Genomic DNA, 13140 nt, shown 5'->3' with positions numbered 1-13140 from the left:
TCACCAGACTCCGTGCAGGACGTTGATGTTCATGCCCAGCCCAACCTTGAAGACGAGCGTGCAGAGAACAGAGAGGACCACGATGTTTCCGATCACCTCCATGAACTTGAATTCCTCACCGGCCAGCGAGGAAATCATGATCAGCACGACAAGGGCGGGGATCAGGCCGGCGCGCTCGAACAGCAATCCGAAGCAGATGATGCCGATGGTCACCAGCGTGATCGGCTTCCACTTGAGCCGTTCGACCGGCTCGCTGCCGCTCACGATGGCGACGATGCAGACCAGGATTCCGAGCCCGATGAGGATGAGGGACAGCATTCGCGGGACATATCCCGGCCCCATGCGAACGGGTGTCCCGATTGCTAGCTTCTGCCCGAAGTAGAGTGCGATCAGCCCGAAGCCAATGAACATCAGCCCGGACAAAAAGTCCTTGCTCAGGAATCGATTCAACGATGCCTCCCCAGAAACGCGTAGTCTTCAGATGTGCTGTTGGGCCCGAACCTCCGGGCCGCCAGCAGCTAAACACAATTCGGCCGCTTTGCCCAAGTGCCAAGTGCAATACAAGTGCTAAATGCACTACCTAAGCAGCAGACGGACTGCGATTACAGCGAGGCAGAACGCAAACAAGCGCCGCAGCAAAGACACGGGAGCGCGTGTCGACCACCGCGCCGCGACCGGCGCGACAAAGAGCGCCGGAAGCGAGAGGGTTGCAACGCAAAACAGGGCGACATCGCCTAGCGCATCGGCGGGCCGGCCTGGGGTGTTCAGATCCATCAGCAGGAAGACCAGGGTCGCTGGCACGGCGATCACGAGATTGAACAGTGCCCCCGCACCGATGGCGCGCTTGATCGAGAACGAGAACAGAGTCAGCACCGGGGTGCTCAGGGTTCCGCCGCCGACCCCTACGGCGGCGGCCAGCCCGCCCACCAGCGTGGGGGGCATGAGAGCGAGCCGGCCTTGAGGCTGCTGATGCCCAATAATGAGGCGATCACCCGCCGCCATTTTCACGGCAAGTGCGGCGGCGATCACCGCAAAGAGGCTGGTGAGCACCCATGATGGCGCGAACGGCCCAACGGCCAACCCGATCATGGCGCCGACCATCAGGGCCGGCAGCCAAGATCGCACGAGTTCCCTATCAATCGTCCCAGCCCGCCAGTGGGCCGCGGCGGCCGTGGTCGAAGCAATGAGGATACTGGCTTGGGCGGTGCCGACCGCAAGTGACACAGCGAGTGAAGTAGGAATGCCCATAAATTCGAAGATTTCGAGCAGGATCGGAACGGCCACGACGCCGCCGCCGACCCCCAGCAAGCCTGCCAGCAGACCGATCAGAACGCCCGTTGCCAGAAGGGCGGTCCAGGCCGCCGGCGAATAGCTCGTAAGCAGCGTTTCCACGCGTCAATGTCCCCGTTGGTCGATATTGCATGCGCCCCACCGGACGAGCAAACTCCTGGCCAATATAAATGGTCGTTCAGGAGGCTTTCGGGTGTCACGGCGGGGCGAGGACTATATCGGCACGATGGCGGTGCAGGAAAAGCACCGGTTCGACGAGCAATCGCTCGGCCGCTTCATGGCCGGCAACGTCGAGGGCTTCGTGCCGCCGGTCCGCGCCGAGCAGTTCAAGGGGGGCCAGTCCAACCCGACCTACCGGCTGACCGACGGCGCCGGACGCCGCTACGTCCTGCGCCGCAAGCCGCCCGGCAAGCTGCTGCCCTCGGCTCACGCGGTCGACCGCGAATTCCGTGTGATCTCGGCCCTCAATCGTACCGACGTGCCGACCCCGCGGGCCTACGCGCTCAGCGAGGACGTGAGCGTGGTGGGTACGCCTTTCTATATAATGGAATATTGCGACGGCCGCGTGCTGTGGGATCCGCTGCTGCCGGACGTCCCTAAAGAGGGGCGGCGGGACATCTACCAGGCCAAGTTCGAGGCGCTTGCCCGGCTCCACAGGGTCGACTATGCCGCTCTCGGCCTTGCCGATTTCGGCCGTCCCGGCAGTTACGTGGCCCGCCAGATCTCGCGCTGGGGAAAACAGTACAAGGCTTCCGAAACCGAAAAGATCGAGTCCATGGACCGGCTGTTCGACTGGCTGCCGGCCAACCTGCCGGCGAACGACGAAACGGTGCTGGTCCATGGCGACTACCGCCTCGACAACATGATCTTCCACGCCACCGAGCCGCGTGTGCTGGGCATCATCGACTGGGAGATCTCGACCTTGGGCGATCCGCTGGCCGAACTCGCCTATCTCTGCATGCTGTGGCGCACGCCGAAGGACTGGGGCGGGCTGCTGGGACATGACCTCGCCGCTCTGGGCCTTCCCACGGAGGCCGAGATGGTAGGCTATTACAGCACCCTGTCGAAGCGCGCCGTGCCTGAGCCCGCACTTTGGGAATTCTACATGGCGTATAACCTGTTCCGCGTGTCATGCATCCGCCAGGGCGTCTATGCGCGGTCGCTCGACGGCACGGCCTCGAACATGCGCGCGGCCGAGTCCGGCAAGCTGGTGAAGCCTGCGGCCGACCTCGCTTGGGAAATCGTGAGCAACATGTCCGGAGCCTCGCGATGAGCAAGCGCAAGACGATGCATGCCGACGACGAGGTGCCTGCGGCCGTCGCGGAGCGTGAGCCGCGTCCGCCCGTGGAGGCGATCCGCGCCGCGGCCTTTGCGCAGTTCGCCGAACGTGGCTACCCGGTCGTCACGGTGCGCGACATCATGAAGGCCTGCGGCCTGACGCAGGGCGCGCTCTACAATCACTTCAAGTCGAAGGACGAGCTGCTGCACGACATCATCGCCTCGACCCAGGGCGAACTGGAGCGGCAGTGCCAGCAAGCGGTGGCGGGAGCGGGCGGCGATCCGCGCGCCGAACTCGCGGCCTTCGTGCGGGTCTATGTCATGCGCCACTGCCGCCTGCGCATCGAGGCGCTGGTCGCCAACCGCGAGATCGGCTGGCTGGACTCCGCTCGCGTGGCCGATATCCGCCGCAGCCGCCGGGCCATTCGTGACATCGTCGTGACCATCCTCGAGCACGGGGTCGAGCGCGGCGTGTTCGATCCGCCGCGCGTCGACGGAAAGCACGATCTCAAGGCGATCGCCATGGCGCTGCTCGACCAGTGCACCCATGTATCGATGTGGTACGGTCCGGGCGGTGATCTCACCGAAGAGCAGATGGCGAAGCTCTATACCGACATGGCATTGCGCGTCGTCGGAGCCGCGCCGCAGGCCTGAGTTTGGTAACTGGAGCGGGAAGAATGTTGTTTCGCGTCGTCGCCCTGGTCGCGTTGCTGGCGTCGCTCGTCGCCTGCACACAGGATTCCGATGCGGCGCCGCCTGTCGGCCGAAGCACGTCCATGGCGGCTGCGCCCGGCGACGTGCCGGCGCCGCGATGGCGTGCCGTGCTGATTGCCGGCGACAACAACAGCCCATCCTTCGACAACGGAATCGACGCGTTGCGCGACAAGCTCTCGGCGCGCGGTGTGCGAGACATCCGCATGCTTACTTCCGATCCGGGACGCAACCCGTCGGCCGAGGTCGCCAGTGCAGCGAACGTGTCCAGCGCGCTGCGCAACGGCGGTGGTGCGGAGGCATGTCTTGCCTATATCACCAGCCACGGCAACGAGACTGGTGTCGTGCTGCGGCTGGCCAACGGCGTCATTCGACCTGGCACCCTCGACAATGCACTGGACGCCGGTTGCGGCTCCCGGCCGACCGTTCTCGTCGTCTCGGCCTGCCACAGCGGCGTCTTCCTGACGACGGCCATGCGCCAGCCCAACCGCGTGGTTCTGACGGCTGCCGCGGCCGACCGTGTCAGCTTCGGCTGCGGCGCGGGCGACCGCTTTACTTATTACGACCAGTGCCTGCTGCAGCAGTTCGATGCGGCCTCGACCTGGGGCCAGCTCGCCCAGGCCACGCGGACCTGCGTTCAGAACCTCGAGAAGAGCATGGGCATCCGCACGCCCTCTCGCCCGCAGATCTTCGTGGGGGCCGCGGTCGCCAATCTCAGGATTCCCGGTCGGTAACTAACCACCGATCACGGCGGTGAAGTCGCACGTCACCTGGTGCGGGCTGTCCCCCGAGAGTTGAAGCGTGTGGCGCGCCGGGCGCGAGGCCTCGTCGGGAAACATCTTCACCCATTCGTCGTTCAGCGCCGCGCGGCCGGTCGAGGGTTGCTTCATCCAGAAATTGATCTTGATGATGTCGTCGGGCGTGCCGCCGGCGGCTTCGATGCAGAGCCTGATGTGCTTGAAGATGTTGATGACCTGCGCGCTGAGGTCGGGCGGGACGTTGCGCGTGCCGGGCTCGGTGCCGTTCATGATGCTCGACATCACGATGTTGCCGATGCGGCTGGCATTGGGAATCGGATTCTGGTGGCTGTAGCCTGGATAATTGATGCTCTTACGCCTGGTCATCGTTTCTCTCCCCTGCTCGCGGGAATGCTAGAGCCTTTCCTGCGCCATGTCGCGCAGCCGGGCGCGCTGGATCTTGAAGCCGTTGGGCGAGGGCGTCCTGGGAAAATCGTCAATCGCGAAGACCCGCAGCGGGACCTTGTAGTTAGCGAGGCCGTGCCGGCAGTGCGCGATGGCTGAGGCCTCGTCGAGAGTCGCGCCGGGGGCCAGGATCACGAACGCGACGGCGCGAACGCCGTCGGGGCGCGGCACGGCGATCGCCTGACAGGCGGCGATGCCGGGCAGCTTCTGCAGATGAGCCTCGATCTCCAGCGGGTTCACCAGGAAGCCCGAGAGCCGCAGCACGTCGCCCATGCGGCTGAGGAAGGTGAAGCCGCCCCGTCCGTCGAGTTCGGCGAGATCCCCGGTGCGGACATAGCCATCCGCGGTGACCGTTTCGGCAGTGGCCTTTTCGTCGCCGTAGTAGCCCACCATCAAAGACGGGCCCGCGCATTCCAGCGCGCCCGGCTGGCCGACGCCCAGCAGTTCGCCGGTCTCCGGATCGCGCACCCGGACATGACCGAGCGGTGAGGTGGGAATGCCGCCGCCCTTCTTGCGAAACGCCACGTCCGAATCGATCGGTTGCAGCGCGTAGAGAGCCTGCACCTCGCTCATGCCATAGAGTCCGCAGAGCCGCAGGCCGCGTCCCTCCGCGGTTTCCGCGATATCGTCGAGCGAGGCATTGAAGGCCGCGTAGCCGGCCCATTTCACCGATGGGAAGGGACTCTCGCCGGGCACCGCGTCGAGCAGACGGGCGTACATGTCGTCACTGCCGAACATCGTCGTCGGGCGATGCCGCTCGATCAGCCGGACGATCTCGTCGATCTCGTAGGATTCGACCAGCACGCAGGGCTTTCCGGCGGCCAGCGTTGCCATCGTCTGGTCGAAGCCATAGACGCCGCATAGCGGAAGGATGGAAAGAGACAGCGTGTCGGGCGCCGTGAAGCCAAAGGCGCGGGCGACCTGCTGGGCATGACCCGCGATCGCGCCCTGGCGGTGCAGCACGAATTTCGGCGCGCTGGTCGTGCCCGAGGTGGTGAAGATGTTGCAGGGTGCGCTGGCCTTCGCGTGGTTCAGTCCAAGCCGTGGACGTGACAGCAGTCGCTCGAACGGCACACGCCGCAACCGTTCGATGCCGGACGACACCGACGCGGGTTCGTCCCCGACGGTGACGACGGCCGAGAGCCTGTCGAGCGATTCCGGCTCGATGTCGGCCAGAATCGCGAGAAAATCGATGCGCCGGAAGCCGGGCGCGCACGCCAGCACCTTGGCACCCGATCGGCCGACGATGTCGGCAACCTCGACGGCGCGATAGCGCGTGTTCACGGCGACGGCGATGGCGCCCAGCCGGATGCAGGCGAGGTAGAGGATCGGATAGGCGGGCACGTTGGGCAGCCACAGCGCCACGCGATCGCCCGGACCGACGCCAAGGTCGGCAAGACCCTGGGCAGCGCGCCGCGCGTTCTCGATGAGCTCGAGGAAGGAGATCGTCCGGTCTCCATGGAGGAGGGCCGGCGCGTCGGGCGTCAGCTCGGCGATGTCGGCCATGAGAGACCAGACATCGGCGGCGGGTTGGGCGGGAGGCATGCGCGCGGAGACTACTCGAACACCATCCCAGCTCAAGCGTCGCCTCGACCCGGCGCAGCCCGTCATCGCGACAAGATACGTGACGGTGCAGTCAGCGTATCAGGGTGACGAATAACACAGCGATTGAACCTCCGTGCAGCGGTCGTTACCTTCGCTGCAAATAAGAGCCAATCGGAGGAAACAATGAAGCTGTTCGCTGCCGCGTCCGCGGCTCTGTGCGCTATCGCGTTGGCCGCTGCCTATCCGGCAAACGCCCAGGCTACCGGCGGAGCCAAGCTCTGCGCCGCCCCGAAGCAGATGGACGGCTTCAAGACCTGCGCCGACGTGGCGAAGGCCAAGGCCGAGGGCGCCTTCACGCTCTACTCCACTGACCCCGAGCAGGGGCAAGTCAAGCTGCTCGCCGCTTTCAACAAGCTGTTCCCCGAGATCAAGACCAGCTACGTCCGGCTGCAGGCCGGCGCGCTGTATGCGAAGGTTCTGTCGGAGCGGCAGGCCAAGTCCTATCTGGTCGACGTGATCCAGATTTCCGACATGGGCATGATCCTGGACTTCCAGCGCAAGGGCGGCTTCCGCCAGTACATCTCGCCCGAGATGCAATTCTTCCCCAAGGAGGCGAAGAGCCAGCCGGAAGGGTTCTGGACCTGGGGGTCGGTCATCATGGCCGGCATTGCCTACAACCCCAACCAGGTGCCGGCGGCCGATGCACCCAAGAAGTGGGAAGATCTGCTCGATCCGAAGTGGAAGGACAGCATCAACGTCAAGGTGTCCAACTCGGGCCTGCAGCACGGCGTATGGTACATGCTGATGCCGATCCTCGGCATGGACTACTTCAAGAAGTTCGGCGAACAGAAGCCGCGCGCCTTTGACTCCTATGTCCAGCAGTATGGCCGCCTGGTCGACGGCCAAGACAAGATCATCATGGGCGCCCAGTATTCGGGCTACATCGAGTTCAAGGCCAAGGGCGCGCCGCTCGCCTTCGTATTCCCGGAAACCGGCGTGCCGGCCGTGCCCGAGACCTACGGCATCGTCGACCAGGCGCCGCATCCCAACGCTGCCGAGCTGTTCATGGACTGGTTCCTCTCGCCGGTCGGCCAGAAGGCGCTCGCCGATGCCCTGCTGCTCCATTCGCCGCGCCCCGACGTGCCGCCGCCAGGCGGGGCGGACACGGTGCCGCTCAGCAAGATGAAGCTGCTCTCGCCGGCCGACTGGAATGCCTTCGAGAAGGATCGTCCGGCCTTTGCCAAGGAATGGAACCGTATCGTCGGCACCGGGCGCTAGGCTTTGGCTGATGCGTCCACGGGCATATTGCGCCCACGACTGAACGGGCAGGCCCTGACGACACTGGCGGTCCTTCTGATCGTCGGCTTCCTGGTCCTGCTCCCGATGGTGTTCCTGGTCGAGGAGTCGCTGAACGTCGGCGATCCGATGGCGTTTCCGCCGGTCGAGTTCGGCATCGCCAACTACATCGCGATCTTCGAGGAGGATCTGAAGACCGTCTGGAACACGCTGATCATTGCGGTGATGGCCACCGTGATGGCGATCTTCATCGGCTTCACGCTGGCCTGGATCCTGACGCGCACCAACGTGCCCGGCCGCGAGAAGCTCGAGCGGCTGATGGAGCTGCCTTACTACATGACTCCACTGGTCGGTGCGCTGGCCTGGGCGGTGATCGCCGGACCCAAGAGCGGCTTTGTCAACCAGCTGTGGAAGGCGGTGGGCGGCACCGGCGACATTGCCGACATCTACACCCATTTCGGCATCGCCTGGGTGATGGCCCTGTTCGAGGGCACGGTCGCCTTCGTGATGATCTCGGCCTCCATGAAGTCGATGGACCCGGCGCTCGAGGAATCGGCGAGGGTCATGGGCGCCTCCAAGTTCCGCACCATGCTCACCGTGACCCTGCCGCTGGTGATGCCGGGCGTGCTGGGCGCCATGCTGTTCGTCTTCGCCGAGATGCTGGGCTCCTTCGCCGCCGCCCTCGTGCTCGGCATTCCCGGGCGCATCTACGTCATCACGACGGCGATCTGGGATTCGACGCTGTCCTATCCGCCCGACTACGGCCGCGCCTCGGCGATGGGACTGTCCCTGTTCGTCGTCATGTTCCTCATGCTGTCCTTCTACCGGCGCATGATCCGCCGCGGCACCTTCACCACCATCAGCGGCAAGGCTTTCCGGCCGCGGCCGATGGAAATGGGACGGCTCGCCTGGGTGCTGTTTGGCGTCTGCGCGCTCTATGTCGCGCTGGCGGTGGTCTTCCCGATCGCGGCGCTGCTCATGACCTCGCTGCAGCGCTTCGCCACCGTGCTCCTGGACCAGGCGCAGTGGACCCTCGCCAACTACCAGACGGCGCTGTCCCTCGGTCCGGTGCGCACGGCGCTGTTCAACAGCATCATGCTGGGCCTCGGGGTCGCCACGGTCGGCGTGGTGATCATGGCGCTGCTGGTCTGGATCATCTACCGCTCGCAGCTGCGCGGCCGCGGCGCCATAGAGTATCTGGTGATGTTCCCGCAGGCCGTGCCGCGCCTCGTGTTCGGCCTGGCGCTGTTGTGGGCCTGGCTCAATATCCCGATCGGCATCTATGGAACTCTCTGGCTGCTGGCGTTGGCCTACTTCACGGTCATGCTGCCGCTCGGCGTGCGCACCCTGGCGGGCGTGGTGCTGCAGATCGACAAGAGCCTTGAGGAGTGCGCGCGCGTCTGCGGCGCCTCCTGGGCCTATCAGATGCGCACCGTCACCCTGCCGCTTCTGAAGCCCGGCATCCTGGCGGCGTGGCTGCTGATCTTCATGGCCTGCGTGCGCGAACTGGGCGCGTCGGCCTTCCTGATGGGACCCAACGCCAAGGTGATCGCGCCGTCGATCGTCAGCGCCTTCGCCACCAGCGGCACCGAGCTGACGGCGGCGATGGCCCTGATCCAGACCTTCACCGTGATCGTGGCGTTGGTCATCCTGTTCCGCGTGGCGCGCGGCATGACCAAGGAGTTGCAGTGAGCGAGACGCGTATCGAGGTGCAGGATCTGGTCGTGCGCTACGGCGACCAGGTCGCGGTGAACGGCGTGAGCTTCACCGTCGGCCGGGGCGAGCACCTCACTCTGCTCGGACCGTCAGGCTGCGGCAAGACCACGACCCTGCGCGCCATCGCCGGGCTCGAGCATCCGTCGGGCGGCCGCATCAGCCTCGAGGGTCGCGCGGTGTACGATGCGGCGACGCGCACCAACGTGCAGACCGAGCAGCGCGGCGTGTCGATGGTGTTCCAGTCCTACGCCATCTGGCCGCATATGAGCGTGTTCGACAACGTTGCCTATGGCCTGCGGGTGCGCAAACAGGACCAGGCCGCCCTCAAGACCAATGTCGAACGCGCACTCGACCTGGTGCAGATGCGCCATCTCGCCGAGCGCGGTGCGTCGAAACTGTCGGGCGGCCAGCAGCAACGCGTGGCGCTGGCCCGTGCCATCGCCTTCTCGCCGACCGTCGTCCTGTTCGACGAACCGCTCTCCAATCTCGATGCCAAGCTGCGTGCCGAGATGCGGGTCGAGCTGCGCGAGCTGCAGCGGCGGCTGGGCATCACCTCGGTCTATGTCACGCACGACCAGGAGGAGGCGCTGGCGATCTCAGACCGTGTCATCGTGATGAACGTGGGCGTCATCGAGCAGATCGGCACGCCGGAGGAAATCTACAACAAGCCGCGCAGCCGCTTCGTCGCGGACTTCGTGGGCTCGGCCAACCTGATCAAGGGCAGGCCCGCCGGTGACGGCACCTTCGTCGCGCAGGGCGGCACGGTGCTGAAGGTCATGGCGCCGCACAAGCCGCACGGCAAGGAGACGGAGGTCGCCGTCCGTACCGCCTATATCGGGCTGGAGCCGCTGGCCGGCGAGAACCATGTGCCCGGCAAGGTCCGCCAGCGCCTGTTCCACGGCGATTTCGTGCAGTACGTCGTCGACAGTCCGGTGGGCGCGATGATCGTGCGCCGCCCGCCGACCAACCTGCTGCCGGAAGGCGCCGACGTGACGCTGTCCTTCGCGCCCGAGCACTGTGTGCTGCTCGAAGCCTGACAATGGAGCGCGCCACTCCAGTGGCGCTCATACGTCGTTAGTTTAAGCGAAGAGCGCCACTGGAGTGGCGCGCTCCAATGAGCCCTCAGAACGGCTCGGTCCCTGCCACGATCACCCGGTGCATCAGCCGGCGCTCGCCTTCAGGATAGTCGGCGTTGGCCTTGTGCATCGTGCAGCGATTGTCCCAGATCACGATGTCGCCCTGTCGCCAGGCATGGCGGTACTCGTACTTCGGCTGGGTCGCATGGGCGATCAGCTCGTCGAGCAGCCTGTCGCTCTCGGCGCGGTCGAGGTCCACGACCTGTTCCATGCGGTTGGGATTGAGATAGAGCGACCTGCGGCCGGTCTCCGGATGGGTGCGCACCAGCGGATGGGTTGCCTCGGGCATCGCCGCCATTTCCTCTGCCGGGCGGGTCGAGATGCGGCTGAGCTTGCGGCTCGAATGGTACTTGTGGATCACCTTCAGCGGATCGATGCGCGCCTTCATCTCCGGCAACAGGTCCTCGTAGGCCGCATACATGTTGGTGAACTGCGTGTCGCCGCCGCGCGACGGAACCTCGACGCCGTAGAGCATGGTGAGAGAGCAGGGGGCTTGCATGAAGCTGTCGTCGGTGTGCCAGTTGGCACCGTTCACGATCTTCTTGCCGTCGCCCAGCACGTCGCGATCCTCGCTGGAGATGATGTTCACCTCCGCGCATTCCGGTGTGCGGGCGAGCTGCTTGCGCAGCATCGGCGTTCCGAACCTGGACATGGCCGCGAGGAAGACTGGCGGCACCAGGTGCTGATCGCGGATGCAGATCACGAGGTTGTCGTGCAGCGCGCCCGTCAGGGCGGCCTGCGTCGCGTCGTCAGCCGGTATGTTGAGGTCGATGCCGCTCACCGCTGCGGCCATGTGGGGGGCCAGTTTCTCGGTCTGGAAATTCATGGCGTTGCTCCCGGGATGCGGGATAACGTGCGCGCCGATCCGATGAATCTCAAGGGGGACCGACATGAAGATCGCCTACTCCGCTGCAAGCCCGTATGTCCGCAAAGTGATGGCTTGCGCCATCGCGCGCGGGCTCAACGACAAGATCGAACGCTGGAAGATCGGCACGACCGATCCGGCCCTGCTGCCGGTGAACCCCTTGTCAAAAGTGCCGACGCTGATCACCGACGACGGCACGTCGATCTACGACAGCCCGGTGATCTGCGAGTATCTCGACAGCATCGGCAATGCACCCAAGCTGTTCCCGCCGGTCGGACCGGCGCGCTGGAAGGCGCTGACGCAGGAAGCGCTGGGCGACGGCATCCTCGACGCCACGCAGCCGCGTCGCCGCGAGATCGCACTGCCCCAGGACGAGGGACGGCAGAGTTATATTGCCCTGCAGCAGGGCAAGGTCACGCGCGCGCTGGACGAGTTGGAGAAGCAGGCCGATTCGCTGGGCGACCTGACCACGATCGGCGAGATTACCATCGGCTGCGCGCTGGGCTATCTCGACTTCCGCTACGCCAACGAGCCGTGGCGTCCGGGCCATCCCAAGCTTTCGGCCTGGTACGACAGGGTCGTGAAGCTGCCGCCTCTTGCCGAGACGATGCCGGTGGGGTGACAGTCCTCGTCCGGGGAGGGCTGCAATGCCGGCACGGACGGGTGAACAATTCCTGAAGGGCCTTCGTGGCCCGCGCGACGTCTGGGTCGACGGCGAGAAGATCGCCGACGTCGTCGACCACCCCAGGCTACGTGGGGCGGCCCATGCGCTGGCCGAGGTCTATGATCTCCACCACAGAGACGCCGTGACGTGCCTCGCGCCGGATCCGGAGACCGGTGAGCCAATACCGGTCAGCCATCTGATCCCGCGCTCGCGGGAGGACCTGCAACGGCGCCACACGGCGCTGCGGCAGGTGGCGGAATACTCGGTCGGCCTGATGGGCCGTACGCCCGACTACATGAACGTCACCTATGCGGGCTTCGCCGGCCGGATGGACGAGTGGGGCGCGCACGGCAACGAGGCGGGCGCCGAGCGGCTGGTCGCCTACCAGAAATTCCTGCGACGCGGCGACGTGGCGCTCACGCATACGATCGTTCAGCCCACCGTCGACAAGGCCACGGGCGATGCACCGTCGGCCGGCAACGCCCATGCCCTGCGCAAGGTCGGCGATACCGAGCACGGCATCGTCGTGCGCGGCGCGCGGGTGCTGGCGACCCTGGCGCCCTTCGCCGACGAGATCGCAGTCTATCCCGGCGCGCCTCTGCCCCAGGGCTCCGACGACTATGCGCTCTCCTTCTGTATCCCCATCGGCACGCCGGGCCTGAAATTCCTCTGCCGCGATTCGATGTCGGCGCCGGGCAACCGGTTCGACTTTCCGCTCTCGGGCCGCTTCGACGAGCAGGACGCCTTCGTGATCTTCGATGACGTGGAGGTGCCGCGCGACCGGCTGTTCATCGACCGCAATCTCGCCACGTACAACACGGTGATGACGTCGAGTTGGCAGCCCAACATCATGCAGCAGACGATGATCCGGGCGTGGACGAAGCTCGACTTCGCCTGGGGACTCGCGCTGCGCATGGCGTCGTCGATCAACGCCGTCGATCCCGAGACGCAACGCATGATCGGCGAGATCTGGACTTATGCGGAGTTCACGCGAGCCGCCATCGTCGCTGCCGAGGCGGAGGCCCGCGAGTGGCCGTCGGGCCTGTGGACCTGCGGCGTCCGCCCGTTGCATGCGCTGCGGGCCACCTTGCCGCTCTGGTTTCCGAGGGTGAACGAGATCCTGCGCCTGATCGGTTCGCACAATCTGCTGGCCGCGCCGACCGCGGCGCAGCTCGCCGATCCGGACCTGCGGCCGCTGATCGACCGCTACCTGCCGGGCGCCAAGGGCATGGCGGCGGAGGAGCGCATCCGCGTCTTCCGGCTCGCCTGGGACTTCGCCGGCAGTGCGCTGGCCAGCCGCAACGAGCAGTACGAGCGCTTTTATCTGGCCTCGTCGGCGCGCAACCTGGCGCGCCACCTGCAGTTCACCGATCGCAGCCGGGCCGACCGGCTCGTGCAGCGCTTCCTGGACGAGGCGCATCATTAGGGCAGGGCGAG

At 65.7% G+C, this 13140-nt stretch carries 13 protein-coding genes; 8 read left to right on the top strand and 5 right to left on the bottom strand.

The window, feature by feature from the left end; all coding sequences use genetic code 11:
* Positions 1-411 (bottom strand): tripartite tricarboxylate transporter TctB family protein, encoded by a 411-nt coding sequence (locus Q0Q48_RS12355; RefSeq protein WP_295138274.1) that lies wholly within the window; start codon positions 409-411, stop codon positions 1-3.
* 165 nt (positions 412-576) lie between these two features.
* Positions 577-1392, bottom strand: coding sequence for a sulfite exporter TauE/SafE family protein (locus Q0Q48_RS12350; RefSeq protein ID WP_295137939.1), 816 nt, complete (start codon positions 1390-1392; stop codon positions 577-579).
* Between the two features lie 124 nt (positions 1393-1516).
* On the opposite strand from Q0Q48_RS12350, the gene Q0Q48_RS12345 reads away from it, so the two are divergent.
* From Q0Q48_RS12345 to Q0Q48_RS12335, 3 genes are read left to right on the top strand one after another with little or no spacing between them, the layout of a single operon-like run.
* Positions 1517-2563, top strand: a complete 1047-nt coding sequence (locus Q0Q48_RS12345; RefSeq protein ID WP_295138272.1) for a phosphotransferase family protein — start codon at positions 1517-1519, stop codon at positions 2561-2563.
* The gene (locus tag Q0Q48_RS12340) at positions 2560-3222 is read left to right on the top strand and encodes a TetR/AcrR family transcriptional regulator (protein WP_295137937.1); all 663 of its coding nucleotides are present in this window, start codon (positions 2560-2562) and stop codon (positions 3220-3222) included. Before Q0Q48_RS12345 ends, Q0Q48_RS12340 begins: the two co-directional genes overlap by 4 nt.
* Positions 3223-3245: 23 nt before the next feature.
* Complete coding sequence (locus tag Q0Q48_RS12335) at positions 3246-4013, top strand: C13 family peptidase (protein WP_295137936.1); 768 nt, start codon at positions 3246-3248, stop codon at positions 4011-4013.
* Here Q0Q48_RS12335 and Q0Q48_RS12330 read toward each other — a convergent pair whose 3' ends face one another.
* Both Q0Q48_RS12330 and Q0Q48_RS12325 read right to left on the bottom strand, forming a co-directional pair.
* The gene (locus Q0Q48_RS12330; protein WP_295137934.1) at positions 4014-4403 is read right to left on the bottom strand and encodes a Rid family hydrolase; all 390 of its coding nucleotides are present in this window, start codon (positions 4401-4403) and stop codon (positions 4014-4016) included. It lies immediately after the preceding gene.
* 27 nt (positions 4404-4430) lie between these two features.
* Complete coding sequence (locus tag Q0Q48_RS12325; RefSeq protein ID WP_295137931.1) at positions 4431-6026, bottom strand: AMP-binding protein; 1596 nt, start codon at positions 6024-6026, stop codon at positions 4431-4433.
* Between the two features lie 183 nt (positions 6027-6209).
* Between Q0Q48_RS12325 and Q0Q48_RS12320 the strand changes: the two genes are divergently transcribed.
* The 3 genes from Q0Q48_RS12320 to Q0Q48_RS12310 are packed head-to-tail and all read left to right on the top strand — an operon-like array spanning position 6210 to position 10075.
* Positions 6210-7304 carry an extracellular solute-binding protein gene (locus tag Q0Q48_RS12320; protein WP_295137929.1) on the top strand — a complete coding sequence of 365 codons (1095 nt, stop codon included), beginning with the start codon at positions 6210-6212 and terminating at the stop codon, positions 7302-7304.
* Between the two features lie 3 nt (positions 7305-7307).
* Complete coding sequence (locus tag Q0Q48_RS12315; protein ID WP_295137927.1) at positions 7308-9014, top strand: iron ABC transporter permease; 1707 nt, start codon at positions 7308-7310, stop codon at positions 9012-9014.
* Positions 9011-10075 carry an ABC transporter ATP-binding protein gene (locus tag Q0Q48_RS12310; protein WP_295137925.1) on the top strand — a complete coding sequence of 355 codons (1065 nt, stop codon included), beginning with the start codon at positions 9011-9013 and terminating at the stop codon, positions 10073-10075. The genes Q0Q48_RS12315 and Q0Q48_RS12310 overlap by 4 nt, the downstream gene beginning before the upstream one ends.
* A gap of 85 nt (positions 10076-10160) precedes the next feature.
* Here Q0Q48_RS12310 and Q0Q48_RS12305 read toward each other — a convergent pair whose 3' ends face one another.
* A complete protein-coding gene (locus Q0Q48_RS12305) occupies positions 10161-11000 on the bottom strand; it encodes a TauD/TfdA family dioxygenase (protein WP_295137923.1) in 840 nt (279 codons plus the stop codon).
* 64 nt (positions 11001-11064) lie between these two features.
* Between Q0Q48_RS12305 and Q0Q48_RS12300 the strand changes: the two genes are divergently transcribed.
* The gene (locus Q0Q48_RS12300; RefSeq protein WP_295137921.1) at positions 11065-11661 is read left to right on the top strand and encodes a glutathione S-transferase family protein; all 597 of its coding nucleotides are present in this window, start codon (positions 11065-11067) and stop codon (positions 11659-11661) included.
* Positions 11662-11686: 25 nt separating this feature from the next.
* Positions 11687-13129, top strand: coding sequence for a 4-hydroxyphenylacetate 3-hydroxylase N-terminal domain-containing protein (locus tag Q0Q48_RS12295; protein WP_295137919.1), 1443 nt, complete (start codon positions 11687-11689; stop codon positions 13127-13129).
* Positions 13130-13140 lie beyond the last annotated feature (11 nt).

The organism is uncultured Reyranella sp. (genome assembly GCF_945957355.1).
Classification (GTDB): Bacteria; Pseudomonadota; Alphaproteobacteria; order Reyranellales; family Reyranellaceae; genus Reyranella.
The sequence above is the reverse complement of the archived record's forward strand: the minus strand, read 5'-3'. Positions and strand labels throughout refer to the sequence as shown.

What these genes read in the sequence shown, in the direction of transcription:
- Q0Q48_RS12340 (WP_295137937.1), top strand. Translation starts at nt 2,560, where the DNA reads ATGAGCAAGCGCAAGACGATGCATGCCGACGACGAGGTGCCTGCGGCC.
- Q0Q48_RS12325 (WP_295137931.1), bottom strand. Translation starts at nt 6,026, where the DNA reads ATGCCTCCCGCCCAACCCGCCGCCGATGTCTGGTCTCTCATGGCCGAC.
- Q0Q48_RS12305 (WP_295137923.1), bottom strand. Translation starts at nt 11,000, where the DNA reads ATGAATTTCCAGACCGAGAAACTGGCCCCCCACATGGCCGCAGCGGTG.
- Q0Q48_RS12345 (WP_295138272.1), top strand. Translation starts at nt 1,517, where the DNA reads ATGGCGGTGCAGGAAAAGCACCGGTTCGACGAGCAATCGCTCGGCCGC.
- Q0Q48_RS12295 (WP_295137919.1), top strand. Translation starts at nt 11,687, where the DNA reads ATGCCGGCACGGACGGGTGAACAATTCCTGAAGGGCCTTCGTGGCCCG.
- Q0Q48_RS12300 (WP_295137921.1), top strand. Translation starts at nt 11,065, where the DNA reads ATGAAGATCGCCTACTCCGCTGCAAGCCCGTATGTCCGCAAAGTGATG.
- Q0Q48_RS12335 (WP_295137936.1), top strand. Translation starts at nt 3,246, where the DNA reads ATGTTGTTTCGCGTCGTCGCCCTGGTCGCGTTGCTGGCGTCGCTCGTC.
- Q0Q48_RS12320 (WP_295137929.1), top strand. Translation starts at nt 6,210, where the DNA reads ATGAAGCTGTTCGCTGCCGCGTCCGCGGCTCTGTGCGCTATCGCGTTG.
- Q0Q48_RS12330 (WP_295137934.1), bottom strand. Translation starts at nt 4,403, where the DNA reads ATGACCAGGCGTAAGAGCATCAATTATCCAGGCTACAGCCACCAGAAT.
- Q0Q48_RS12355 (WP_295138274.1), bottom strand. Translation starts at nt 411, where the DNA reads ATGTTCATTGGCTTCGGGCTGATCGCACTCTACTTCGGGCAGAAGCTA.